At 61.4% G+C, this 23,481-nt stretch carries 20 protein-coding genes; 12 read left to right on the plus strand and 8 right to left on the minus strand.

The window, feature by feature from the left end; genetic code table 11:
• Positions 1 to 37: 37 nt before the first annotated feature.
• A complete protein-coding gene (locus ACZZZP_RS20885) occupies positions 38 to 1,036 on the minus strand; it encodes a FecR family protein (RefSeq protein WP_463383974.1) in 999 nt (332 codons plus the stop codon).
• Positions 1,033 to 1,590, minus strand: a complete 558-nt coding sequence (locus tag ACZZZP_RS20890; RefSeq protein WP_463383975.1) for an RNA polymerase sigma factor — start codon at positions 1,588 to 1,590, stop codon at positions 1,033 to 1,035. Before ACZZZP_RS20890 ends, ACZZZP_RS20885 begins: the two co-directional genes overlap by 4 nt.
• 126 nt (positions 1,591 to 1,716) lie before the next feature.
• Here ACZZZP_RS20890 and ACZZZP_RS20895 point away from each other — a divergent pair, with 126 nt between their 5' ends.
• Entirely contained in the window at positions 1,717 to 3,045 is a 1,329-nt protein-coding gene (locus tag ACZZZP_RS20895) for a glycosyltransferase (protein WP_463536822.1), read from the plus strand.
• A gap of 132 nt (positions 3,046 to 3,177) precedes the next feature.
• Here the strand turns inward: ACZZZP_RS20895 and ACZZZP_RS20900 are convergent, their stop codons facing one another.
• The gene (locus tag ACZZZP_RS20900; RefSeq protein WP_463383977.1) at positions 3,178 to 4,422 is read right to left on the minus strand and encodes a CaiB/BaiF CoA transferase family protein; all 1,245 of its coding nucleotides are present in this window, start codon (positions 4,420 to 4,422) and stop codon (positions 3,178 to 3,180) included.
• A 107-nt stretch (positions 4,423 to 4,529) separates the two neighbouring features.
• The gene (locus ACZZZP_RS20905; protein ID WP_463383978.1) at positions 4,530 to 5,711 is read right to left on the minus strand and encodes an acyl-CoA dehydrogenase; all 1,182 of its coding nucleotides are present in this window, start codon (positions 5,709 to 5,711) and stop codon (positions 4,530 to 4,532) included.
• A gap of 185 nt (positions 5,712 to 5,896) precedes the next feature.
• On the opposite strand from ACZZZP_RS20905, the gene ACZZZP_RS20910 reads away from it, so the two are divergent.
• From ACZZZP_RS20910 to ACZZZP_RS20925, 4 genes are all read left to right on the plus strand, one after another.
• Positions 5,897 to 6,805, plus strand: coding sequence for a LysR family transcriptional regulator (locus ACZZZP_RS20910; RefSeq protein WP_463383979.1), 909 nt, complete (start codon positions 5,897 to 5,899; stop codon positions 6,803 to 6,805).
• A gap of 766 nt (positions 6,806 to 7,571) precedes the next feature.
• Positions 7,572 to 8,693 carry a Re/Si-specific NAD(P)(+) transhydrogenase subunit alpha gene (locus ACZZZP_RS20915; protein WP_122449484.1) on the plus strand — a complete coding sequence of 374 codons (1,122 nt, stop codon included), beginning with the start codon at positions 7,572 to 7,574 and terminating at the stop codon, positions 8,691 to 8,693.
• 11 nt (positions 8,694 to 8,704) lie between these two features.
• Positions 8,705 to 9,025 carry an NAD(P) transhydrogenase subunit alpha part 2 gene (locus ACZZZP_RS20920; RefSeq protein WP_108099125.1) on the plus strand — a complete coding sequence of 107 codons (321 nt, stop codon included), beginning with the start codon at positions 8,705 to 8,707 and terminating at the stop codon, positions 9,023 to 9,025.
• Positions 9,025 to 10,461, plus strand: coding sequence for an NAD(P)(+) transhydrogenase (Re/Si-specific) subunit beta (locus ACZZZP_RS20925; RefSeq protein WP_463383980.1), 1,437 nt, complete (start codon positions 9,025 to 9,027; stop codon positions 10,459 to 10,461). Before ACZZZP_RS20920 ends, ACZZZP_RS20925 begins: the two co-directional genes overlap by 1 nt.
• A 72-nt stretch (positions 10,462 to 10,533) precedes the next feature.
• On the opposite strand, the gene ACZZZP_RS20930 is transcribed toward ACZZZP_RS20925, so the two are convergent.
• Positions 10,534 to 10,773 (minus strand): hypothetical protein, encoded by a 240-nt coding sequence (locus tag ACZZZP_RS20930; protein ID WP_463383981.1) that lies wholly within the window; start codon positions 10,771 to 10,773, stop codon positions 10,534 to 10,536.
• A gap of 190 nt (positions 10,774 to 10,963) precedes the next feature.
• Here ACZZZP_RS20930 and ACZZZP_RS20935 point away from each other — a divergent pair, with 190 nt between their 5' ends.
• A complete protein-coding gene (locus ACZZZP_RS20935; protein ID WP_463383982.1) occupies positions 10,964 to 11,530 on the plus strand; it encodes a LemA family protein in 567 nt (188 codons plus the stop codon).
• Between the two features lie 77 nt (positions 11,531 to 11,607).
• Positions 11,608 to 13,545 (plus strand): DUF2207 domain-containing protein, encoded by a 1,938-nt coding sequence (locus tag ACZZZP_RS20940; RefSeq protein WP_463536823.1) that lies wholly within the window; start codon positions 11,608 to 11,610, stop codon positions 13,543 to 13,545.
• Between the two features lie 154 nt (positions 13,546 to 13,699).
• Here ACZZZP_RS20940 and ACZZZP_RS20945 read toward each other — a convergent pair whose 3' ends face one another.
• Entirely contained in the window at positions 13,700 to 15,640 is a 1,941-nt protein-coding gene (locus ACZZZP_RS20945; RefSeq protein WP_463383984.1) for a methyl-accepting chemotaxis protein, read from the minus strand.
• A gap of 265 nt (positions 15,641 to 15,905) precedes the next feature.
• On the opposite strand from ACZZZP_RS20945, the gene aroQ reads away from it, so the two are divergent.
• The 5 genes from aroQ to ACZZZP_RS20970 all read left to right on the plus strand — a co-directional run bounded on the left by aroQ (position 15,906) and on the right by ACZZZP_RS20970 (position 20,142).
• A complete protein-coding gene (aroQ, locus tag ACZZZP_RS20950; protein WP_463383985.1) occupies positions 15,906 to 16,346 on the plus strand; it encodes a type II 3-dehydroquinate dehydratase in 441 nt (146 codons plus the stop codon).
• 2 nt (positions 16,347 to 16,348) lie between these two features.
• Entirely contained in the window at positions 16,349 to 17,203 is an 855-nt protein-coding gene (locus ACZZZP_RS20955; RefSeq protein WP_463383986.1) for a shikimate dehydrogenase, read from the plus strand.
• 63 nt (positions 17,204 to 17,266) lie between these two features.
• The gene (locus ACZZZP_RS20960) at positions 17,267 to 17,791 is read left to right on the plus strand and encodes a TRAP transporter small permease (RefSeq protein ID WP_463383987.1); all 525 of its coding nucleotides are present in this window, start codon (positions 17,267 to 17,269) and stop codon (positions 17,789 to 17,791) included.
• Complete coding sequence (locus ACZZZP_RS20965) at positions 17,791 to 19,071, plus strand: TRAP transporter large permease subunit (RefSeq protein ID WP_463383988.1); 1,281 nt, start codon at positions 17,791 to 17,793, stop codon at positions 19,069 to 19,071. Before ACZZZP_RS20960 ends, ACZZZP_RS20965 begins: the two co-directional genes overlap by 1 nt.
• A gap of 54 nt (positions 19,072 to 19,125) precedes the next feature.
• A complete protein-coding gene (locus ACZZZP_RS20970; RefSeq protein ID WP_463383989.1) occupies positions 19,126 to 20,142 on the plus strand; it encodes a TRAP transporter substrate-binding protein in 1,017 nt (338 codons plus the stop codon).
• Positions 20,143 to 20,275: 133 nt separating this feature from the next.
• Here the strand turns inward: ACZZZP_RS20970 and ACZZZP_RS20975 are convergent, their stop codons facing one another.
• Positions 20,276 to 20,944 carry a TetR/AcrR family transcriptional regulator gene (locus ACZZZP_RS20975; RefSeq protein WP_122449474.1) on the minus strand — a complete coding sequence of 223 codons (669 nt, stop codon included), beginning with the start codon at positions 20,942 to 20,944 and terminating at the stop codon, positions 20,276 to 20,278.
• A gap of 116 nt (positions 20,945 to 21,060) precedes the next feature.
• Positions 21,061 to 22,992 (minus strand): 3-dehydroshikimate dehydratase QuiC, encoded by a 1,932-nt coding sequence (gene quiC / locus ACZZZP_RS20980; RefSeq protein ID WP_463383990.1) that lies wholly within the window; start codon positions 22,990 to 22,992, stop codon positions 21,061 to 21,063.
• Positions 22,993 to 23,481 lie beyond the last annotated feature (489 nt).

Raw genomic sequence — 23,481 nt, forward strand, 5'->3', positions numbered from 1 at the left:
GATTACCTCACCCGTCGGCTGAAATTATTTTTCCCTCTTACCGGAACAGCGTCAGCCCCAGCACAGTTTGACGCTGGAAGCCGACCACGCTGGCGAGCGAGTCGAGCACTTTTTCCGGGTCTTGGCTGGGGAAGCTGCCGCTGATGCGTTGCTGCCCGAGCGCCGGGTTGAGCAGCACGATGCGGTTGGGGCTGTAACGCTGCACGTGGTCGAGCACGTCGCTGAGCGGGGTTTGGTAGTAGGTCAGCCAGCCCTGGCGCCAGGCCAGGTTGGCGTCGCTGTCGACGCCGTGTACGTCGCCGGCCTGCCCGTGCTGGTAGCTCACTTGCTGATTGGCGCTGAGCACTTGGGCGGTGTCGCCGGGGTGCGCGGTAACGCCGACACGGCCGGACTGCACCGTCACCTGGGCGCCCTGCTCTTGCAGGCGCACTTCGAATTGCGTGCCGAGCACCTGCGCTTCGCCATCGGCCGCGCTGACGACGAAGGGCTGGCCGGTGTGGCTGACATGGAAATACGCCGCGCCACGCAGCAGCTCGATACGCCGTTGCTGGTCGGTAAAACGCACCTGCACGGCGCTGTCGGCGTCCAGCAAAACCACGGTCTGATCGGCCAGGGTGATTTGCCGCAATTGCCCCGGCGCCGAAACGTAGTCGGCACGCACCGAGTCCAGCCACCGTTGCGGTTGCCAGCCCAGCAGGCCGAGCATCAGCAACACGCTGGCGGCGGTGGCCAGCGAGCCCAACCACCAACGGCTTGCCCGGGCACGCGGCGGTGCGTCCATGGCGCGCAAGTAGTGCGCCAGCGCCGCCGCTTCTTCGGCGGCTATGCGCTGCGCCGGTTGCTCGGTGGCGGCCCATAGCGCTTGCACATTGGCGTAGGCCTGCACGTGGGCGGGCTCGGCGTAAAGCCACCGGTCAAAGGCGGCACGCTCGGCTGCACTGGGTTGCGCAAGCAGGCGCTGGTGCCAGCTCAGGGCTACTTGATCGGGGGATGGCGCGTCGTCGGCAACAACGCGCAGCGGGTGTGAACGGCTCATGGGGCGGGCGACTCCAGGCTCGCCTTGCAGGCGTCGAGGGCGCGCATCATATGTTTTTCCACGGCACTCTGGGACACCTGCATGGCTTTGGCGATTTCGCCATAGGTGCGCCCGTGCACGCGGTTAAGCAGGAAAATATGCCGCGTGCGCTCAGGCAAGGCACGCAACGCGAGGTCGACCTGGCGCAGGTCGTAGCTGGCGTCCAGGGCGGTTTCCGGCGGGCTGGGTTCGGCCAGTTGCTCGGCCAGCAGGCCGGTTTCGTTGCGGGTGCGCGAGGTTTCGCTGCGCAGGTGGTCGATGGCCATGTTGCGCGCCGAGCGCAGCAGGTAGGTGCTGAGTTCCTCCACCTGAACGTGCGGACGCCGCCAAAAGCGCAAGAACAAGTCCTGCACCAGGTCGGCCGCCGTGGCGCGGCAACCGACGCGGCGGCTGACCAATGCTTCCATCCGCGAGCGTTCGGACAAAAACACCCTTAGAAAATCCGCACGCAGCGCCGGCTCAGCCGTATGCGGCGCAGCAGGGTGCGGATCATGCTGGGAAATGGGGTCGGCCATGCGGGCGGGAATATCGCGCGATCAGAATAATGTGCAAATGATAATGCCTTGCATTAAAGCCCGATAGTGGGGCCGGTCGGATACCATCGCCAGGGCCAATAGAGCGCCCCGTTGCGATGCCGCATAATGGCCGCCGTTTTCGCCCGCCCAGGAATCGCACCGTGCCCTGCCCGCCGTCCCCCCAAACATTTGTTGGTCATCGGTTACGTGTGGCCGGAGCCCCGTTCCTCGGCAGCCGGCGGGCACATGATGCAGCTGCTCGAGCTGTTCGTTGAGCGTGGCTGGCACGTCACCTTTGCCAGCCCGGCCAACGAGGGCGAGCACAAAGCCGATTTGCAGGCGCTGGGCATTGCCGAGCAAGTGATCGAACTCAACAGCGAAAGCTTCGATGTGTTTGTGCGCGCTTTGAATCCGCAAGTGGTGATGTTCGACCGCTTCATGATGGAAGAACAGTTCGGCTGGCGGGTGGAACAACAGTGCCCGCAGGCGTTACGCGTGCTCGAAACGTCGGACTTGCAGTCACTGCGCGATGCGCGCCAACAACTGTTAAAAGCGCATCTCGCTGCCGGAAACGGTGACGCGTGCGACGCGCTGTTCACCCTGAATGCCGACGACATTTATCGGCACATGGCAGCCAGCGATACCGCGCAACGGGAGATTGCCGCGTTGTATCGCTGCGACCTCAACCTGATGATTTCCGATGCCGAAATCGCCCTGCTGTGCGAGCAGTTCCAGCTGCCCGCCGTGCTGTTGGTGCATTGCCCGTTGCTGCTGGATGCAACACCGCGCCGGGTGCTGCCGTTCACTGAGCGGGCGCATTTCATCAGCATCGGCAACTTTCGCCATGCGCCGAACTGGGACGCCGTGCTCTGGTTGAAACAGAGCATCTGGCCGCTGATTCGCCAGCAATTGCCGCAGGCCCAGCTGCGTGTTTACGGCTCGTACACACCGCCCAAGGCCACCGCCTTGCACAACCCGGCGCAGGGTTTCCACGTGATGAATTGGGCGCCGGATGCGTTGGCCGTGATGGAAGCGGCGCGTGTGTGCGTGGCGCCACTTCGTTTCGGCGCCGGCATCAAAGGCAAAATCGCCGACGCCATGCTCTGCGGTACGCCGAACGTCACCACGCCGATTGGCGCGGAAGGCATGCACGGCGAGTGGCCATGGCCGGGTGAAATCACCACCAGCGCCGCCACCTTTGCCGATGCGGCGGTGCGTCTGTACCGCGACGAAACACACTGGCAGCAAGCGCAGGACCACGGCTGGACGCTGCTTGCCGCGCGCTATGAGCGCGACCGTTTTGGCGAGTTGCTGATGCAGCGCATCGAAGCGTGTCAGGCTAATTTGCCCGAGCACCGTTTGCGCAATTTCACCGGCGCGATGCTGCGCCACCATCAGCACAAGAGCACCAAGTACATGGCGCAGTGGATTGAAGCGAAAAACCGCCGCGACTAACCGTTAGCGAGCGGGTGTTCAGGCGATGCGTTCGCGCCAGCGCCGCTCTTGCGGGCTTTCCTGCTGCAGACTCGGCAGGTCCGCCCAGCGCAACTCGCCGAGACCTAGCAAACGCAGATCGCGCAGGACGTTTCAGACCACGCTGGCTTTGCGCAACGCGTCGATGTCTGCGCTATTCAAGCCCAGCAACCGCTGCAACACCGCCTCGGTGTGCTCGCCCAGCAATGGCGGCGCCTGACGATATTCCACGGGTGTTTCGGACAAGCGAATCGGGCTGGCCACTTGCGGCAGCGTGCCGCCCAGGCTGTGCGGCACTTCCACGCGCAACCCGCGCGCCAGCACCTGCGGGTCGGCGAACACCTGAGCCAGATCGTTGATCGGGCCGCAGGGCACGCCGGCCTGCTCCAGGGCGCTTACCCATTCGGCCGTGGTTTTGAAAACGGTGGCCTGGCGGATCAATGGAATCAGCACCGCGCGGTTAGCGACGCGTTGTTTGTTGTTGGTGAAGCGCGGGTCGTCGGCCCATTCGGCATGGCCCGCCACCTCACAGAATTTGCGGAACTGGCCATCGTTGCCGACGGTGAGAATGAAGTCGCCATCGGCCGTGGGGAAATCCTGATACGGCACGATATTGGGGTGGGCATTGCCCAAACGTTTCGGCGCGTTGCCCGTGGTGAGGTAGTTCATCGCCTGGTTCGCCAGGCAGGCGACCTGAACGTCGAGCAAGGCCATGTCGATATGCTGGCCGAGGCCGCTGCCGCTGCTTTCTCTGTCAACGCTGTCGCGGTGGGCGAGTGCGGCGAGCACTGCCACGGTGGAATACAAGCCCGTGAGGATGTCAGTCAGCGCCACGCCGACTTTCACCGGCCCGCCGCCCGCTTCGTCATCCGGCTTGCCGGTCAGGCTCATCAGGCCGCCGAGGCCCTGAATCATAAAGTCGTAGCCGGCGCGTTTGGCGTAAGGACCGTTCTGGCCGAAACCGGTGATGGAGCAATAAATCAGTCGCGGGTTGATGGCTTTTAGCGACGCGTAATCCAGGCCATAGGCGGCCAGGCCGCCGACCTTGAAGTTCTCCAGCAGAATGTCCGACTGCGCCGCCAACTCACGCACCAGGCGCTGGCCCTCAGGCTGGGTGAAGTCCACCGTCACCGACTGTTTGTTGCGGTTGGCCGACAGGTAATAGGCGGCCTCGCTGGTGTTCTCACCCGCTGCGTCTTTCAAAAATGGCGGGCCCCATTGGCGGGTGTCGTCGCCCACACCGGGGCGCTCGATTTTGATCACCTCGGCGCCAAGGTCCGCCAAAATCTGCCCGGCCCACGGGCCAGCCAGTACGCGGGATAAATCCAGAACACGCAGATGAGACAGAGCGCCGGGCATGGGAATCTCGCAGCAGGATATTAAGTACCGTAGGAGCGGCTTTAGCCGCGATGCTCTTGAAGATCACAAGCATCGCGGCTGAAGCCGCTCCTACAGGTTTACGGCAATCAGAAGAAGGCTTGGATACCGGTCTGCGCGCGGCCGAGGATCAGGGCGTGCACGTCGTGCGTGCCTTCGTAGGTGTTCACCACTTCCAGATTCACCAGATGCCGCGCCACGCCGAACTCGTCGGAGATGCCGTTGCCGCCCAACATGTCGCGCGCCAGGCGGGCGATATCCAGGGCTTTGCCGCAGCTGTTGCGCTTCATGATCGAGGTGATTTCCACCGCCGCAGTGCCTTCGTCTTTCATGCGGCCCAGGCGCAGGCAGCCTTGCAAGGCCATGGTGATTTCGGTCTGCATGTCGGCGAGTTTTTTCTGAATCAGCTGATTGGCTGCCAATGGCCGGCCGAATTGTTTGCGGTCCAGCGTGTACTGGCGGGCGGTGTGCCAGCAGAACTCGGCGGCACCCAGCGCACCCCAGCTGATGCCATAGCGGGCGGAGTTCAAACAGGTAAACGGGCCTTTCAAGCCGCGCACATCGGGGAAGGCGTTTTCTTCCGGGCAGAACACGTTGTCCATCACGATTTCGCCAGTGATCGAAGCACGCAGGCCGACCTTGCCGTGAATCGCCGGGGTGCTCAGCCCTTGCCAGCCTTTCTCCAGCACGAAGCCGCGAATCGCGCCCTCGTCGTCCTTTGCCCAGACCACAAACACGTCGGCGATCGGGCTGTTGGTGATCCACATTTTCGCGCCGCTGATGCGGTAGCCGCCGTCGACTTTCTTGGCGCGGGTAATCATCGAACCCGGGTCGGAACCGTGGTCCGGCTCGGTCAAACCGAAGCAGCCAATCCATTCGCCGCTGGCCAGCTTTGGCAGGTATTTCTGCTTGGTGGCTTCGTTGCCGAACTCGTTGATCGGCACCATCACCAGCGACGACTGCACGCTCATCATCGAGCGGTAGCCGGAATCCACACGCTCAACCTCACGGGCGATCAGACCGTAGCTCACGTAATTCAAACCGCTGCCACCGTACTGCTCGGGGATGGTGGCGCCGAGCAGGCCGACGTCGCCCATTTCACGGAAGATTTTCGGATCGGTCTGCTCATGGCGGAACGCTTCGATAACGCGCGGCGCCAACTTCTGCTGAGCGAACTGCTGGGCGCTGTCGCGCACCATTCGCTCCTCTTCCGTCAGTTGCTGGTCGAGCATCAGCGGGTCTTCCCAGTTGAAGCGAGCGTTGGCAGCCATGTGCGAAATCCTCAAGAGTTGGGTGCGGTCCAGCGCGAGGCTGGCGATGGGTTAACTCTAGACAGCCGGGCGCACATGGCGCAAACGAGGTTTTTGCACAGACCTGTGCTAATTTATCACTCCGAACAGGCAATAACGGCTTTTTCAACCGTTTCATCGTGCACATAACGCATACGAGCCCGCCAATGCGCCGCAAAATTCCCAGCACCGCCGCCCTCGTCGCCTTCGACGCCGCCGCTCGTCATCAGAGCTTTACCAAAGCAGCGGAAGAACTCTCGCTGACGCAAAGCGCCATCTGCCGACAGATCGCCAGCCTCGAGGACTTCCTCGGCATCGCCCTCTTCCGCCGCTCCCGACGCGGCGTTCAGCTCACCGAAGCAGGGCTCAGCTACGGCCGCCGAGTCGCCGCGCAGCTGGATGCTGTGGAACGCGACACCCTGTCGGTAATGGGCCAGCACGGCACCAACAGCCTGGAACTGGCCATCGTGCCGACCTTCGGCACGCAATGGCTGCTGCCGCGCCTGAAACATTTCCAGGCCTTGCACCCGGAAGTGACCGTGAACCTCACCAATCGCACGCGCCCATTCCTGTTTGCCGACACCGAATTCGACGCCGCCGTGTACTTCGGCGATGCGGTGTGGTCCGGCACCGAAGCGCATTTTCTGATGCCGGAAAATTCCCTTCCCGTGTGCAGCCCGGCCCTGTTGCCGAGCGACGGCACGCTCACCGCCGAGCGCATCGCCACCTTGCCGCTGCTGCAACAAACCACCCGGCCATACGCCTGGCGCCACTGGTTCGGCTCCCTTGGCATGAGCGTGCCGCGCGACATGACTGGGCCGCGTTATGAACTGTTTTCGATGCTGGCGCAGGCGGCGCAGCACGAAATGGGCATCGCGCTGATACCGCCGTTTTTGATTCAACGGGAGCTGGCTGAAGGCAGCTTGGTGGTGGCGATGCAGCACGCCTGCGTGAGTGATAAGGCGTATCACCTGATGATTCCTGAACGCAAAACCGAGACGGCTGCGTTACGGGCGTTTAGGGATTGGTTGGTGGGGCAGGCGAAGGAATATCGGGAGGCGAGTTCGGGCGTTTAGCCGGCCACCCCTGCGTTGGGCAGCAGCGCAGGGATTTCAAAATCTCGCAGCTAAAGCTGCTCCCACACGAAATGGGGCAGTTCGAACCCACCGCACTACCAAAACCTCTTATTGGCTACGATTCAGCCAGGTAATTAACCCGGTAATAAAGCCAAAAATCAGCCGTTTTGGCCCTCCAACCTTCACGTAGCGATAAAAAAAGTCGAAAAAGCGACATAAGCCTGATAAAAAGCATGCGCGACGTTGCGTGGGAAATTGGCGGCAGACCAATAACTGCGTGGCTTTCAGCGATTTATGCAGTAAACCGTAAACATTTGCTGACCCCGTAGTCAACAAACCCAATAGCTACAGTTTTGCCGCCGCTTACCCGCCGACAAAACAGATAATTACGATAATAAACAGATAGTTAGGAATACAAAGCAAGCTACGTAACGGATTCGCCATTAACCCGTCTTGACCTGATGAACGGTTATTCACGTCAGGGATGCCAATGCCGCCGCAAACGGCCTGGCGACAAGCTGCAAGCCGCATTACCCGCTGCTTTCGGCGAGATAGACGGAATGATGGGTCACGACGTGACTTGTAGTTATCTCCAGGGTGGCCTTCAGAACTCCTTGATGGCCTTACGGTTCACCTGCAAAATGCCGCGCCCCGCTACCGCAAGGCTGCCCGAAGAGGTGCCAAGTAGGGATTGTGCTGATCCACCCCAGTGCGCCACCCGCAGTGCTCTGGTTTTTTTGAAAAACGATCACGCAGGAGATTTGAAGTGCACATTGGTGTTCCTCTCGAGACCTTTACTGGCGAAACGCGGGTTGCCGCAACGCCGGAAACCATTAAAAAGCTGATCGCCCAAGGCCATCAGGTGACTGTACAAAGCGGTGCCGGCGTTAGCGCCAGCGTGCCCGACAGTGCCTATCAAGCCGTTGGCGCCAGCATTGGCGACGCCGCCGCAGCCCTGGGCGCCGACCTGGTGCTCAAGGTCGTGGCACCCAATGCCGCCGAGCTGGCTCAGCTCAAGTCCGGCGCGGTGCTGGTCGGCATGCTCAATCCCTTCAACAGCGAAAACATCGCGCAGATGGCTGAACGCGGCGTCACCGCTTTCGCCCTCGAAGCCGCGCCGCGCACTTCCCGCGCGCAAAGCCTCGACGTGCTGAGTTCGCAAGCCAACATTGCCGGCTACAAGGCGGTGTTGCTCGCGGCTCATCACTACCCGCGTTTTATGCCGATGCTGATGACCGCTGCCGGTACCGTGAAGGCCGCTCGCGTGCTGATTCTCGGCGCCGGCGTTGCAGGCTTGCAGGCCATCGCTACGGCCAAGCGCCTGGGTGCGGTGATCGAGGCCTCGGACGTGCGTCCGGCGGTGAAGGAGCAAATTGAGTCGCTCGGCGCCAAGTTCGTTGACGTGCCGTACGAAACCGACGAAGAGCGCGAATGCGCCGAAGGCGTTGGCGGTTATGCCCGTCCGATGCCAGCGTCGTGGATGCAGCGTCAGGCCGTGGCCGTGCATGAGCGCGCCAAGCAGGCCGACATCGTCATCACCACCGCACTGATTCCAGGCCGCAAGGCGCCGGTGCTGTTGAGTGCCGAGACCGTCGAGCAGATGAAGCCCGGCTCCGTGGTGATCGACCTCGCGGCGGCCCAAGGCGGCAACTGCCCGCTGACTGAAGCGGATCAGGTGGTGGTCAAGCACGGCGTGACCATCGTTGGCCACACCAACCTGGCGGCCCTGGTCGCGGCAGACGCTTCGGCGCTGTACGCCCGTAACTTGCTGGACTTCCTCAAGCTGGTCATCGACAGCGAAGGCAAGTTCCACGTCAACCTCGAAGACGACATCGTCGCCGCGTGCCTGATGTGCCGCGACGGCCAAGTCGTCCGTAAGAACGGCTGAGGACAAGAAAAATGGAAGAGCTGATCTCCCCCGGTATCTACAACCTGATCATCTTCGTGCTGGCCATTTATGTGGGCTACCACGTGGTCTGGAACGTGACGCCTGCGCTGCACACCCCGCTAATGGCCGTGACCAACGCCATCTCGGCCATCGTGATCGTCGGTGCCATGTTGGCCGCCGCCCTCACCGTGACGCCGCTGGGTAAAACCATGGGCACCCTTGCGGTGGCCCTGGCTGCCGTGAACGTGTTCGGTGGTTTTCTGGTAACTCGCCGCATGCTGGAAATGTTCAAGAAAAAAGCGCCCAAGGCCAAAGCAGAGGGTGACAAGTAATGAGCATGAATCTGGTAACGACCCTGTATCTGATCGCTTCGATCTGCTTTATCCAAGCGCTCAAGGGCCTGTCGCACCCGACCACGTCGCGTCGCGGTAACTTATTCGGCATGCTCGGTATGGCCCTGGCCGTACTGACCACCGTGGGCTTGATCTACAAGCTCGGTGCCGACATCGCTACCCAAGGCATCGGTTACGTCATCGTTGGTTTGTTGGTCGGCGGCACCGCCGGTTCGATCATGGCCAAGCGCGTTGAAATGACCAAAATGCCGGAGCTGGTTGCCTTCATGCACAGCATGATCGGCCTGGCGGCGGTGTTCATTGCCATTGCTGCTGTGGTTGAGCCGCAGTCGCTGGGTATCGTCAAGCAACTGGGCGACGCCATTCCGGCCGGTAACCGTCTGGAGCTGTTCCTTGGCGCGGCGATTGGTGCGATTACCTTCTCCGGTTCCGTCATCGCGTTCGGCAAGCTCTCGGGCAAATACAAGTTCCGTCTGTTCCAGGGCGCGCCGGTCGTGTTTGCCGGTCAGCACAAACTCAACCTGATTCTGGGTCTGAGCACACTGGGGCTGGGTCTGTTCTTTATGTTCACCGGCAACCTCACAGCCTTCGCGGTGATGCTGGTGCTGGCGTTCATTCTCGGTGTGCTGATCATCATCCCGATTGGCGGCGCGGATATGCCGGTAGTCGTTTCGATGCTCAACAGCTACTCGGGCTGGGCGGCTGCCGGTATCGGTTTCTCGCTGAACAACTCGATGCTGATCATTGCCGGTTCGCTGGTGGGTTCGAGCGGCGCGATCCTCTCGTACATCATGTGCAAGGCGATGAACCGTTCGTTCTTCAACGTGATTGGCGGCGGCTTCGGCGGCGCGACCGACGCGGCAGCAAGCGGTGGTTCGAAAGAAGCGCGTCCGGTGAAATCCGGTTCGGCTGATGACGCCACCTTCCTGCTCACCAACGCCGACACCGTGATCATCGTTCCCGGCTACGGCCTGGCGGTGGCCCGTGCCCAGCACGCGCTGAAAGAGCTGACCGAGAAGCTGACGCACCGTGGCGTAACCGTGAAGTACGCGATTCACCCGGTTGCCGGTCGTATGCCTGGCCACATGAACGTACTGCTGGCCGAGGCTGAAGTGCCGTACGACCAGGTGTTCGAGATGGAAGACATCAACTCCGAGTTCGGCCAGGCCGACGTGGTGCTGGTGTTGGGCGCCAACGACGTGGTCAACCCGGCGGCGAAGAACGATCCGAATTCGCCGATTGCCGGCATGCCAATTCTGGAAGCGTTCAAAGCCAAAACTATCATCGTCAACAAGCGTTCGATGGCCAGCGGCTATGCCGGTCTGGACAACGAACTGTTCTACTTGGACAAGACCATGATGGTGTTCGGCGACGCGAAGAAAGTAATCGAAGATATGGTTAAAGCGGTCGAATAAGAACCGCGCAGTGAAACCCTTAAGCCCCGGCCCACGCGCCGGGGTTTTTTCATTTCCGGTGCCGGTTAAAGACTAGCGCCGAGGGCCTTCGGAATGACGAAGCAGCCCCAGCAACGCGGCGATCAGAAAAACTGAAAAGGCCAGCAGCAGCGCCAGCTTGCCGCCGCCCTGATAAACGAACGCGGCGTCGTGGCAATGCTGAGTGGCCACATCGACACAATCGGCCGTGCGCCGATGCACCACCAGCAACGCTGCCGCCAAGGCCATCAGCAGCACGCCCGCCACCACCAACACCACTTCAACTTTGCTCATCGTAGTTGCTCTCCTGTGTCCGCTCGACGCGTGAAATTTCAGGAGCAAGACCGTACGGACAAGGCCGAGACGAGGCGTTACGACGCGGAGCGCCATGGCGTAGGTCGATTCGTAAATCCAGCGACTGCGCTCGTTTTTGCAGTAGGATCGCCAGCCAGATACGCGCCAGCGCGCAACGAGGAATGAGGCAATGCAGGGAACGATGATGTGGGCCGTAATCGCGGCGCTGGGGGTGTTGGCCGCAGGCGTGATCTACGGCTACAACCGCCTGGTATTCAACCGGGCTCGGGTGGCCGCCGCGTGGAGCGACATTGACGTGCAACTCAAACGCCGCTCCAGCCTGATTCCGCAATTGGTCGACTGCGTAAAACGCTTTATGGCCTACGAAAGCGGCACCCTCGCCGCGCTCACCGAGCAGCGCAGCCAGGCGCAACGCGCCGAGACCGCTGGCGCCCCGGAGCGTGGCGCGGCGGAGAGCCAGGTGTCGGCCACGCTCAAGCAGGTGTTTGCCCGCGCCGAGGCGTATCCCGATCTCAAGGCCGACGCCGTATTTTTGGATTTGCAGCGCAGCCTCAGCGAAGTGGAAGAGCACATTCAAATGGCCCGCCGCTACTACAACGGCGCGGTGCGCGAATTGAATGTGTTGGTGGAGTCGGTGCCCAGCAATGTGATCGCCAAGGCATTCGGTTTTGCCGGCGCCGCGTATTTTTCGTTGGACGACGCCAGCCAGGCCCAGCCGCCAAAAATGGAGTTTTGATATGCCTGCCCGCCTGTTGCGCGCACTCGCACTGAGTTGCTGCGTGCTGCCCTTGAGCCCGTTGTTCGCCGCTGACGATGAGGTCGACACGATTGTTGTCGACGCCGAGCAAGAGGTATCAGCGCAAAACCTTTTTCGACAGCAGCTCGCGCGTCGACAAAGAGCGCATTGATCACTTCGACATCACCGTCAAGGTCGAGCCCAGCGGCAACCTGCTGATCACCGAGCGCATCCAAGTCACCGCCACGGGCGACGAAATTCGCCACGGCATTTACCGCGACATTCCCACCACCTACAGCTTGCCAATGGAGCTGGTGCGCAAAACGCCCGTGGACCTGCTGAGCGTGACGCGCGACGGCGTCAGCGAGCCGTTTAAAAAAGAGCGCCAGCGCTGGGGCGTGCGTTATTACCTGGGTTCGCCGGAGGAATATGTCGAGCCCGGCCAGCACGTGTACGAGCTGCAATACCGCATGGATGGCCAGTTGCATTTCACCGCCGAGAAGGACGAGCTGTATTGGAACCTCACCGGCAATCAGTGGAAGTTTCCGATCATGCGGGCCACCGCCACGGTCGAACTGCCTGAAGGCGCGCGTATCGATCAGTTGACGGGTTACACCGGCTACACCGGCAACCGCTCCGGCCGCGCTTATGAAGTGGTGAGCCAGCGCGACAACGTGGTCAAGTTGGCGACCACCCAGCCGCTCGCGGCTGAAGAGGGGTTTACCGTCGCGCTGGATTGGCAAGCGGGCCTGGTGAAGCGCCCCAATGCGTTCATGCGCGCGGCCAGATTGGTGTGGGACAACCTCAACGTACTCATCGCCGTGCTCGCTGCGCTGGGGTTGTTTGCCTACTACTACCGCTGGTGGAACAAGGTCGGTCGCGACCCCGCCAAGGGCATCATCGTGCCCCGCTACGACGCGCCGAAAGGCCTCAGCCCGGCCGCTGCCGGTTACGTCTGGAACAAAGGCTTCAGCACAGACTTCAGCAACCTCGAAGCCATGACCATTACTGTGACGGACCTGGCGCGGCGCAAGGTGCTGAGCATTGCCGACTCGCCCACCGGGCGCGCGTTTATTGTCAGCAAAGGAGAGCTGGATGCGCAGGCGCAGCCCCACGAGCAGGCGCTGTTCGACAAGCTGTTTGACGGCGGCGCGAAGAAGATTCGTGTCGGTGAGAAGTACGTCAGAGCCTTGAGCAATGCGCTGGATGCCCACAGCGAAAAGCTCCGCGAATGGGGCGACACGCTGTTCAGCAAAAACCGCAAACCCTGGTGGCTCGGCTTGTTGGGCGCCCTGCTAGCGTTTGTGGCGATGGGGCTGCTCGGCGACCCGGTGGTGCTGTTCAGTATTTTTCCGATCGTGCTGATTTCCGTCGGTGTCGGCTTGAGCGTTTGGGGTTGGCGCATGCTGACGGGCACGCCGCGCCAATTCATAGGCGTGGTGCCGCTGCTGTTCGGTTTGCCATTTGGCTTTGGCGGTTTGAGCCTGCTGGTGCTGATGTTCAACACCACCTCGCCCATCGCCACGGTCAGCGTGGTGACGATGCTGGTGTTGATCGTACTGTTCCGAGGTTGGCTGGAAGCGCCGACCCTAGAAGGGCGCGCCACACTCGATGCATTGGAAGGCTACCGCGACTACCTGCAACTGGCCGAAAGCGACAGCCTGGCCCGCGCCGCCGATGCGCCAGCCATGAGCATCGCCTTGTACGAGCGGCACCTGCCGTACGCCATGGCGCTGGGCGTGGAAGAGCAATGGACCGCCCGACTGAGTGAAGCCATAGAAAGCGGCGCCGTGCAGTGGAGCGAGCCGACCTACAGACCCTCGTGGTACCGCGACAGCAGCCGCTTTACCACGCCGGCCGCCATGAGCGGCGCCCTGCTCGCCGCCGCCAGCAGCGCCTCGACACCGCCGCCGAGCCCGTCTTCTGGTTCGAGCTCAAGCTCGGGCAGCAGCAGTTCTTCCGGCGGCGGTTCGTCAGGTGGCGGCGGTGGGGGTGGCGGTGGCGGTGGGTGGTAAATAGCGGGCGGCTAACCTGTAGGAGCGGCTTTAGCCGCGAGCTTTTAATCTCAGCCCAGGTATCGCCATTTCCAGGCCCGGCCATCGCGGCTAAAGCCGCTCCTACAGAATTCCGAAGTTCTGTAGGAGCGAGCTTGCTCGCGAAGCTTCTGCTTTAAACCCGGAAGCGCTGCACCAGACTTTGCAGATGCCCACCCAGGCGCGCCAGTTCAACACTCGAGGCGGCGGTTTCTTCGCTGGCGGCGGCGGTTTGTTCGGAGACGTCGCGCACGTTCAATACGCTGCGGTTGATCTCTTCGGCCACGGCGGTTTGCTCTTCGGCAGCGGTGGCAATTTGCAGGTTCATGGCCTGAATCGCCGATACCGTGCGGGTGATGCTGCCCAAGGCATCGCCGGCGCTGCGGGTCAGTTGCACGCTGCTGTCGGTGAGCTCGCGGCTGCTTTCCAAGGTGCTCGCTACTTGCTGCGTGCCGCTTTGCAGGCCGCTGATCAGGTCTTCAATTTCTTCGGTGGACTGCTGTGTGCGCTGCGCCAGGCTGCGCACTTCATCGGCGACCACGGCGAAGCCTCGGCCGGCTTCACCGGCACGGGCGGCCTCGATGGCGGCGTTCAGCGCCAGCAGGTTGGTTTGTTGGGCCACGGATTTGATCACGTCGAGCACGCTGCCGATTTTGTCGCTTTCGCGCTTGAGCTCGTTCATGGCATCGGTGGAGTCGCCCACGGCCACAGCAAGGCGCTCGATCTGCGCCACGGCTTCGCCGACAACCCGGTCGCCGTCACGGGCCTGCAAGTCCGCTGCTTTGGCCGCTTCGGAGGCTTCCTCTGCGTTACGCGCCACTTCCTGCACGGTGGCGGTCATTTCGTGCATGGCGGTGGCGACCTGGTCGGTCTCGATCTTCTGATTGTTTACGCCGGCGCTGGTCTGTTCAGTCACGGCAGATAGCTGCTCTGCCGCGCTGGCGATTTGCGTAACGCCATCGCGAATGCCGCCAATCAATTCACGCAGGCCCAGCGTCATGTTTTGCATGCTGGTTTGCAGCTGACCCAGCTCGTCACCGCGACGGGTTTCGATGTCGTGGCTAAGGTCGCCCGACGCGATGCGTTCCACACGGCGCAGCACGGTTTGCAACGGGCCGACAATTTGCCGGGTGATAAACAACGCAGCGATCAGGCCCAGCACTACTGCGATCAACGAGGCCACCAGCAGCACAATTTTCGCCTCGGCTTCTTCCTTGTCGCGCTTGGTGTTCTGACTCACGGTGAGCTGCGCGCAGGCGTCGAAAATCTGTTTGATCTGGACATCCAGAATGGTTTGCGCCGCCGCGATATTGGCCAGCGCCGTAGCGAACTGACCGACCGTAGCGCGGTAACCGTTCAGTGCGTCGGCGGCTTTTTGCAAGCCGGCGGCCTGCTCGCTGGATACTTTGTCCGAGAGCGTTTTGAGATTACCAAGTGCCTGATCAATCGCGGCGAGCGCCGGCTGTTGCAGCTCAACCCGGCCGCTATAAGTGAAGCCGCGCAGCTCGAAACGTGCGGTTTGAATCAGGCTGTTCTGCGCGATCAGGGCGTCGAGCACTTGTTGATGCTGCTCAGCATTTTCTTCGCCGACGGTCTCGGCACGAACCGCCGTCGAAACGTTGCCCACTTCCGCGACTGCCGCGTCGGCGAACTTGCCGAATTGGCCGCGCAAGGCTTCGCGGGTAGCGACAGCCTGGGTCATCTGGTTGAACGCCTGGCGGTACTGGCTGCTGGCATCGCCCGCCTGCTTCAACAGAACCAGGTCGTTCGGCGATTTCATGATTTGGGTGCCGCTCTGAACGCCGGCGTCGAATTTGTCGAGATTGTCGACCACGGCGGCGTTATGGGCGGCGTCGCTGTTTTGCGCGTAGGTCAGGCGAGCAATACGCACGTCGCGGGCAATGGCACCCAGTTTAGAAATGGCCGCCAGCTTGTCGCCGCGCTCGAGCACCGAGCTCAACCCCAGCCAACCGGCCAGCGTGATTAACAGCGTCAGCAGCAGCACCGATGCAAAACCAAGGGCCAGTTTTGCGCCGACACTGATATTGCTCAGCGCCTGAGTAAGCCATCCAAACATGGGAGTCTCCAGAAAAACGAGGCAGAGGCGGCCAGCTCTATCGGCTGGCTCCTGCGCAATATATCGACTTATCCGACACAACCTTAAGGAACATTTGGCGCCCTGATACCGCGTCGGCGGCGGATGCACGTTCGGAGCAAAACTGGTCGATTATCGAACGTCCTACAAACAGCCCATTGACCGAATTAACCAGTTAGTACATTTTCTCCTACACGCTTTTGGCCGCTCGCCTGCCAGAACAACAATAAGAAATGGAGAACGCTTTATGCCCCGTACCGTGCTGGTGCTTAACGGCCCCAATCTCAATATGCTCGGCACCCGCGAACCGGCTACCTACGGCCACGAAACCCTCGCTGATATCGCTGAACTGTGCCGCCGTACCGGCAGCGCCCTGGACCTCAGCGTCGAGTTCGAACAAACCAATCACGAAGGCCGGTTGATCGACTGGATCCACCAGGCTCGCGGCCGCTGCGCCGCCATCGTGATTAACCCGGGCGCCTGGACGCATACCTCGGTCGCCATTCGCGACGCTTTGGTCGCCAGCGAATTGCCGGTGATCGAAGTACACCTTTCCAACGTGCACAAGCGCGAAGAATTCCGTCACCACTCATACGTGTCCGGCATCGCCGTGGCCGTGCTCGCCGGGTTCGGCAGCAACGGCTATCGCATGGCTGTTGAACACGTTGCTCATCTGCTCAAGGCCTGACCATGTCCCGCACCCGCAGCATTCTGGCCGGCCTGATTGGCGCCGGCATTCAGGCCTCGCGCACGCCGGCCTTGCACGAGCATGAAGGCGACGCTCAGGGCATTCGCTACCTGTATCGCCTGATCGACATCGACGCCCTGAAGATGGACCTCGACGACCTGCCCGCCCTGCTCGACGCCGCCCAGCACACCGGCTTCACCGGCCTGAACATCACCTTCCCGTGCAAGCAGGCGGTGATCCCGCTGCTCGATGAGTTGTCGCCGGAAGCGCGCGGTATCGGCGCGGTGAATACGGTGGTGTTCGAGAATGGCAAGCGCATCGGCCACAACACCGATTGCTTGGGTTTCGCCGAAGGCTTCCGGCGTGGGCTGAGCGATGTAGCCCGCGCGCAGGTGGTGCAAATGGGCGCAGGCGGTGCCGGCGCAGCGGTGGCCCATGCTTTGTTGATTGAAGGTGTTGAACAGTTAACTATTTTTGACGTGGACGCCGGCCGCGCCAGCGACCTGGCGGCGAACCTCAACGCGCATTTCCCAGGCAACCGCGCGAGCGCTGGCGCCGACCTGGCAGCCGCCATGGCGAGCGCCGACGGCCTGGTGAACACCACGCCGATGGGCATGGCCAAACTGCCCGGTATGCCGGTGCCCAAAGCCCTGCTGCGTGCACCGATGTGGGTGGCGGAAATTGTGTATTTCCCCTTGGAAACCGAACTGCTTCGCGAAGCCCGCGCCTTGGGTTGCCGCACGCTCGACGGCGGCACCATGGCGGTGTTCCAAGCAGTAAAAGCTTTTGAATTGTTCAGCGGCGCGGCGGCAGATGCCTCGCGCATGCAGGCGCATTTTTCGGCGATGGGCGCTTAACGATCACGACCAAACGACACCCCTAACATGGCGCCCAGCGTTGGCGCTTACGAGATCACAACAATGACAAAAATGATCGATCTGTATTTCCGCTTTCTGAAGCTGATCGTCGTGCTGTGCATGCTGGGCATGGTGCTCATGGTGTTCGGCAACGTGGTCATGCGCTACGCCTTCAACTCGGGCATCACCGTGTCGGAAGAACTGTCGCGCTGGCTGTTTGTGCTGATGGTGTTCCTCGGCTCGCTGATCGCCTTGCGCGAGCGCAGCCACCTGGGCCTCGACCTGCTGATCAAAAAGCTGCCGCCGTTCGGGCGCAATCTGTGCCTGGCTGTCGGCCATTTGCTGATGCTGTTTATCGCCTGGCTGGTGCTCAGCGGCAGTTGGCAGCAGGCGCGCATTAACCTGGATGTGGTCGCCCCCGCCTCGGGCCTGTCGATGGCCTGGTTCTATGGCATCGGCGTGCTGTTCGGCCTCACTGCGATTCCGGTGATTGCTGGCGAATTGGTGCTGGCCCTGCGCGGTCGGTTGCCGCAAGGCAAAGCCGGCGTCGAATCGGTGCACCTGCCAAGCACTGAGGGGAACCGCTAATGACGCTGATCCTCTTCCTCGGCACCCTGCTGGGCACCATGGCCCTGGGTATTCCGATTGCCTTTGCGCTGCTGCTGGTGAGTGTGGTGCTGATGTGGCAACTCGACCTGTTCGATGCGCAGATCATTGCCCAGAACCTGCTTAACGGCGCTGACAGTTTCCCCCTGCTGGCGGTGCCGTTCTTCATGCTGGCCGGTGAGGTCATGAATGCCGGCGGCTTGTCGCGGCGCATCGTCAACATTGCCATGGCCATGGTCGGCCACAAGCGCGGTGGTTTGGGTTACGTGGCGATTATTGCCTCGTGCCTGCTGGCCTCGTTGTCCGGCTCGGCGGTGGCAGATGCAGCCGCTTTGGCTGCCCTGCTGATTCCGATGATGGTGCAGGCCGGCCACAACCGTGAACGCGCGGCGGGCCTGATCGCCTCGGGTGGCATCCTGGCGCCGATCATTCCGCCGAGCATCGGTTTTATCGTGTTTGGCGTGGCCTCCGGCGTGTCGATTTCCAAGCTGTTTCTGGCCGGCATCGTGCCGGGCATCATGCTCGGCGCGGCGCTGGCGGTGGCTTGGTGGTTCGTCTCGCGTAGCGAAAACGTGGCCACGCCGCCCAAGGCCAGCCGTGCGGAAATTCTCAAAACCCTGCTGGACGGCAGCTGGGCGCTGGGCCTGCCGCTGATCATCATTTTTGGTTTGAAGTTCGGCATTTTCACGCCCACCGAAGCAGCTGTGGTGGCGGCGGTTTACGCCTTGTTCGTGTCGCTGTTTATCTACCGCGAACTGAAGTTCAGCCAGCTCTATGAAGTGGTGCTGTCGGCGGCGAAAACCACCTCGGTGGTGATGCTGCTGGTGGCCGCCGCCATGGTGTCGTCGTGGCTGGTGACCATCGCCGATCTGCCCGGCCAGCTCACCGATGTGCTGCAACCGTTCCTCGACTCCCCGACCACGCTGCTGCTGATGATTATGGTGTTGATCATTCTGGTCGGCATGGTCATGGATATGACGCCGTCCATCCTGATTCTTACCCCGGTGCTGATGCCGGTGGTGAAGCAGGCTGGCATTGATCCGGTGTATTTCGGCGTGCTGTTTCTGGTGAATACCTCCATCGGCCTGATCACCCCGCCAGTGGGCACGGTGCTCAACGTGGTGTGCGGCGTGGCCAAGTTACGGCTGGATGAAATCACCCGGGGCATATGGCCCTTCTTGCTGGCACAGTTGTTGGTGCTGGCGCTGCTGGTCATATTCCCGGAACTGGTTCTGGTACCCCTGAAGTTCTTCGCCGGGTAACCGGCTGCTGTAAACCGATGTCTCGCAAACAACAACAAAATGGAGCGCCCTGAAATGAACAAATGGCTGAAACCTTTACTGACCTCCGCCTGCGCCGCAGGCCTGCTGCTCAACGGCCTGACGGCCCAAGCGGAAATTGGCGAACACACCTTGCGGTTCGCTTTTCAGAACGTAAAAGAACACCCGCAGGGCCAGGGCGCGCAGAAGTTTGCTGACCTGGTGAAAGAGAAAAGCGGCGGCAAAATGACCGTGCGTTTGTTCCCCGGTGGCGTGCTGGGCGGAGATCTGCAAACCGTGTCGGCGCTGCAAGGCGCTACCCTTGATCTGACCGTTCTCAACTCCGGCATCCTCGCCGCCCAAGTGCCTGAGTTCGCCCTGCTCGACTTCCCCTTCCTGTTCAACAACACCCAGGAAGCGCAAGCGGTGATCGACGGTGAAGTGGGCCAGGAACTGGCCAAGCGTTTGGACAGCAAAGGCCTGCGTAGCCTCGGTTACTGGGACCTGGGTTTCCGCAACCTGACCAACAGCAAAACGCCCGTAACCAAATGGGAAGACATGTCGGGCCTGAAAGTGCGGGTGATCCAGTCGCCGATCTACCTCGAAACCTTTAAAGCACTCGGCGCCAACCCGGTGCCAATGCCATTCCCTGAGGTGTACACCGCCCTGGAGCAAAAGACTGTCGACGGCCAGGAAAACCCCTTCACCGTTATCAAGGGCAGCAAGTTCAACGAAGTGCAGAAATACCTGAGCGTGACCCAGCACATCTACAACCCACAGTCGTTTGTGATGGGGGCGAAAAGCTGGGGCAAGTTGAACGCAGAAGAACAAGCTGTGATCACCGACGCCGCCAAGGAAGCGACTGTGTATCAGCGTGAAATTACCGCGACTGCTCAGAAAGAGGCGTACACCGAACTGTCCAAAGACATGCAAGCCAACGCCATCAGCCCCGCTGAAATGGAGCGCTTTCGCGAGAAGGTAAAACCGGTGATTGCGCAGTTCTCCAAAGACATGGACCCGGCATTGGTCAAGGCCATGTATGACGCTGTGGAGAAGGTACGCGGCAGTAACTGATTGCGTGGCGTGGTCCGTTGGGCTTCGTTGCGCTCAACCCTACCTACGACCATCGTAGGTTGGGTTGAGCATCGCGAAGCCCAACAGACCCGATACCCAACCCAAAAAAAACGCCTCTGACCGAGGCGTTTTTTTATTGCCGCAAATAGGCGATTACCGATTCACAAATCATCGCCTTGTGCCGCTGCTTCACCTGCTCATCCGGCAAATCAATCTGGAAAATCTCGCCAAAGGTGTTGCGGTTAGACACGCGATAAAAGCAGAACGAGCTGATCAGCAAATGCAGGTCGATGGCTTGTAGTCCGCTGCGAAACACGCCCGCCGCTTCGCCACGGCGCAAGGTTTCGTCGAGCAGATTGAGCACCGTGTGGCTCAGCGAGCGGATGGTCGGCGACTGTTTGACGTTGGCGCCGTTGAGGATGTTTTCGATGCACACGATGCGCACGAAATCGACGTTGCGGTCGTGGTGGTCGAAGGTGAATTCCACCAGCCGCCGAATCGCCGCCACCGGCTCCAGTTCCGCCAGGTGCAGTTGGGCCTCGGTGCGGCGGATGTCGCCGTAGAGTTTTTCCAGCACTTCAACGTAGAGCTGCTCTTTGCTGTTGAAGTAGTAATAAATCATGCGCTTGGAGGTGTGCGTGCGCTCGGCGATGGCGTCCACCCGGGCGCCGGTAAGCCCCTGCTGCACAAACTCGATGATGGCCGCCTGCAGAATGTTTTCGCGGGTTTTTTCCGGGTTGTTCTTACGACTTTTGCGGGGCGCTTCTGCGGGCGCCTCGGGAAGTTCTTGGGTAATGGTCATACAAGGCTCACAGCCGGGAGTCGGCAACGGTAGCGGCGATTATGGTCTTGGCCGCAGGCCGAAGAAAGCCCGGCCCCGAGAAGATTTCGGCCGGGCTTGTTGAGGGTGACGCCAGGTTACAGCCGCGTCTGCCGACCCGAGCCGCTGCGTACTTTGGCCATGGCGGCCAGACGCACCGCCACGTTCGCCGCACCGTAACCGACGTAGCCGTTTTTGCGTTGCAGCAGTTCGAAGAAAAAACGCCCCTCGAACGGTTCGGTGTACACGTGGAACAGCTCGCCGCCTTGCGCGTCGCGGTCGTACAGCACGTTGTAGTACGCCAGCTCGCTGAGAAATTCATCGTCGAAATCAAAGCGCGCGGCGAGGTCGTCGTAGTAGTTCAGCGGAATATCCAGCAACGGCACGCCGGCATCCTTGGCGCGGTTTATTTCCGCAAACAGGTCGTCGCAGGCGAAGGCGATGTGGTGCACGCCCGAGCCGCGATAGCTGGACAACGCATGGGAAATCGCAGTGTTGCGGTTCTCGGAAATATTCAGCGGCAAGCGCACCGAACTGCAGCGACTGCGCAGCGCTCGGCTCTTCACCAGACCGTAGGGGTCGGGCAGCACCACTTCGTCGTCGGCCTCGAAATCGAACAGCGCTTTGTAAAACAGCACCCAGCTGTCGAGGCTCTCGGCCGGTAGCGCCATGGCCATGTGGTCGATGCGTTGCAAGTTGCCGCTGGGCTGGACGTTGGCGTTGAGGATGAAGTCGCTGTCGTAAATGGTTTGGCCACTTTCAGCTTCGTCGATCAGGTAAATCAGGCTGCCATCCGGTGCGCGCACCGAGGGGATTTCCCGCTCGTTGGGGCCGACCAAGCCACGGTACGGCTGGCCTTTGAATTCGCGGGCGCGCTCGAAGGCGCTGTGACTGTCTTTGACCCGCAACGCGGTGGCGCACAGCGACGGGCCGTGGGCCTCGAAAAAGCTGTGTGCAAACGAATAGGGTTCGGCGTTGAGCACGATGTTGATATCGCCCTGGCGCAGCAGGCTGACGTCTTTGGAGCGGTGCTGCCCAGCGCGGGCGAAGCCCAGGCGTTCCAGCCAACCACCGAGCTTGACGCCCTGCTCGCCATCGACGGCGAACTCGATAAATTCGACGCCGTCCAGGCGACTGGCAGCGGGCGGCGAGAACAGCCTATCCAGACTGGTCTGCGGCACAGCCGGCGCAGCGCCATCGGAGGCCTGGCGTTCGAGCAGGTTGCGGGTTTTCTCTTCGAGATACAGCAACGAGCGCAAACCATCGGCGGCGTTGGCGCGAGGCGGCGCGGCGCGGAAACCGTCGTTGAAAATTTCCAGCGACAGCGGGCCGGTGTAGCCGCTGCGAATGATCGGCGCGAGAAAGCCGGCCAAATCGAATTCGCCCTGACCGGGGAAGCAGCGGAAATGGCGGCTCCACTCCAGCACGTCCATGGCCAGAATCGGCGCGTCGGCCATCTGCACGAAGAAAATCTTGTCGCCAGGAATCTCGGCAATGGCGCTCGGGTCGCCTTTGAGCGACAGCGTATGGAAGCTGTCGAGCAGCACGCCGACGGCGCTGTGGTCGGCCTGACGCACGATGTTCCACACCTGCTGATAGGTGTTCACATGGCGGCCCCAAGCCAACGCTTCGTAACCAATGCGCAGGCCACGGGCGCCGGCTCGCTCACCGAGCAGACGCAGGTCGTCGACCAGAATTTGCGTGTCGCCCAGGGAGTCGGCGGCCACGTTGCTGCACACCAGCACCAGGTCGGTGCCCAGTTCCTGCATCAAATCGAATTTGCGTTCGGCGCGGTCGAGGTTACGTGCCAGGCGATCGCGGCGGCAGCCTTCGAAGTCGCGGAACGGTTGGAAAAGGGTGATGGCGATGCCGAGGTCGGCGCACATCTGGCGAATTTCGCGCGGGCTGCCGGCGTAGTAGAGCAAGTCGTTTTCGAAGATTTCCACGCCGTTGAAACCGGCGGCGGCGATGGCTTCAAGTTTTTCCGGCAGGGTGCCGCTCAAGGACACGGTGGCAATCGAACGCTGCATGCAGGTGCTCCTGTTTTTATTGGCGCGCGCCGCGAGCGTATGAACACCGCCGCGCGACACGGATCAGGGTGTTTTCGAGTATTCGCCATCACCTGCCGGGCGCAAAGCGACTTTGTACCAACCGGTTAGTTTTGTGTTCGATTATCGACCAGTTGGCCGTTTATCGAATTGACGGCTTTTTCGCCCATGGCCCACCATCGGTCCCACCTTGCATGTCCTAGCTGGCCGCCTCGCCTTTCAACGCAGTTTCCCGGTGGCCGTTTCCGTGCAACGTGGCGCTGAAAAATCAGCGCGCGAAACCCTGACAACTTCAAGAAAACGGGTACTCCTCATGCTCACCGCAACCGCTCCCCTCACCTCGCCACCGTTATCAGGCTGACCGGCTTAACCCGGCAAACGTCCTTAACCGCAGACACCGCCGCGCCTTTGAACCGCCTCGCCCTTGCGATGAGCCGGTGCGCAACGCACGCTGCCTGCCTTGAGTCGAAG

Source organism: Pseudomonas sp. AC211, assembly GCF_979258055.1.

Coding starts and splice junctions, on each gene's coding strand:
- ACZZZP_RS20885 (WP_463383974.1), bottom strand. CDS start 1,036: ATGAGCCGTTCACACCCGCTGCGCGTTGTTGCCGACGACGCGCCATCC.
- ACZZZP_RS20890 (WP_463383975.1), bottom strand. CDS start 1,590: ATGGCCGACCCCATTTCCCAGCATGATCCGCACCCTGCTGCGCCGCAT.
- ACZZZP_RS20895 (WP_463536822.1), top strand. CDS start 1,717: ATGGCCGCCGTTTTCGCCCGCCCAGGAATCGCACCGTGCCCTGCCCGC.
- ACZZZP_RS20900 (WP_463383977.1), bottom strand. CDS start 4,422: ATGCCCGGCGCTCTGTCTCATCTGCGTGTTCTGGATTTATCCCGCGTA.
- ACZZZP_RS20905 (WP_463383978.1), bottom strand. CDS start 5,711: ATGGCTGCCAACGCTCGCTTCAACTGGGAAGACCCGCTGATGCTCGAC.
- ACZZZP_RS20910 (WP_463383979.1), top strand. CDS start 5,897: ATGCGCCGCAAAATTCCCAGCACCGCCGCCCTCGTCGCCTTCGACGCC.
- ACZZZP_RS20920 (WP_108099125.1), top strand. CDS start 8,705: ATGGAAGAGCTGATCTCCCCCGGTATCTACAACCTGATCATCTTCGTG.
- ACZZZP_RS20925 (WP_463383980.1), top strand. CDS start 9,025: ATGAGCATGAATCTGGTAACGACCCTGTATCTGATCGCTTCGATCTGC.
- ACZZZP_RS20930 (WP_463383981.1), bottom strand. CDS start 10,773: ATGAGCAAAGTTGAAGTGGTGTTGGTGGTGGCGGGCGTGCTGCTGATG.
- ACZZZP_RS20935 (WP_463383982.1), top strand. CDS start 10,964: ATGCAGGGAACGATGATGTGGGCCGTAATCGCGGCGCTGGGGGTGTTG.
- ACZZZP_RS20940 (WP_463536823.1), top strand. CDS start 11,608: ATGAGGTCGACACGATTGTTGTCGACGCCGAGCAAGAGGTATCAGCGC.
- ACZZZP_RS20945 (WP_463383984.1), bottom strand. CDS start 15,640: ATGTTTGGATGGCTTACTCAGGCGCTGAGCAATATCAGTGTCGGCGCA.
- aroQ (WP_463383985.1), top strand. CDS start 15,906: ATGCCCCGTACCGTGCTGGTGCTTAACGGCCCCAATCTCAATATGCTC.
- ACZZZP_RS20955 (WP_463383986.1), top strand. CDS start 16,349: ATGTCCCGCACCCGCAGCATTCTGGCCGGCCTGATTGGCGCCGGCATT.
- ACZZZP_RS20960 (WP_463383987.1), top strand. CDS start 17,267: ATGACAAAAATGATCGATCTGTATTTCCGCTTTCTGAAGCTGATCGTC.
- ACZZZP_RS20965 (WP_463383988.1), top strand. CDS start 17,791: ATGACGCTGATCCTCTTCCTCGGCACCCTGCTGGGCACCATGGCCCTG.
- ACZZZP_RS20970 (WP_463383989.1), top strand. CDS start 19,126: ATGAACAAATGGCTGAAACCTTTACTGACCTCCGCCTGCGCCGCAGGC.
- ACZZZP_RS20975 (WP_122449474.1), bottom strand. CDS start 20,944: ATGACCATTACCCAAGAACTTCCCGAGGCGCCCGCAGAAGCGCCCCGC.
- quiC (WP_463383990.1), bottom strand. CDS start 22,992: ATGCAGCGTTCGATTGCCACCGTGTCCTTGAGCGGCACCCTGCCGGAA.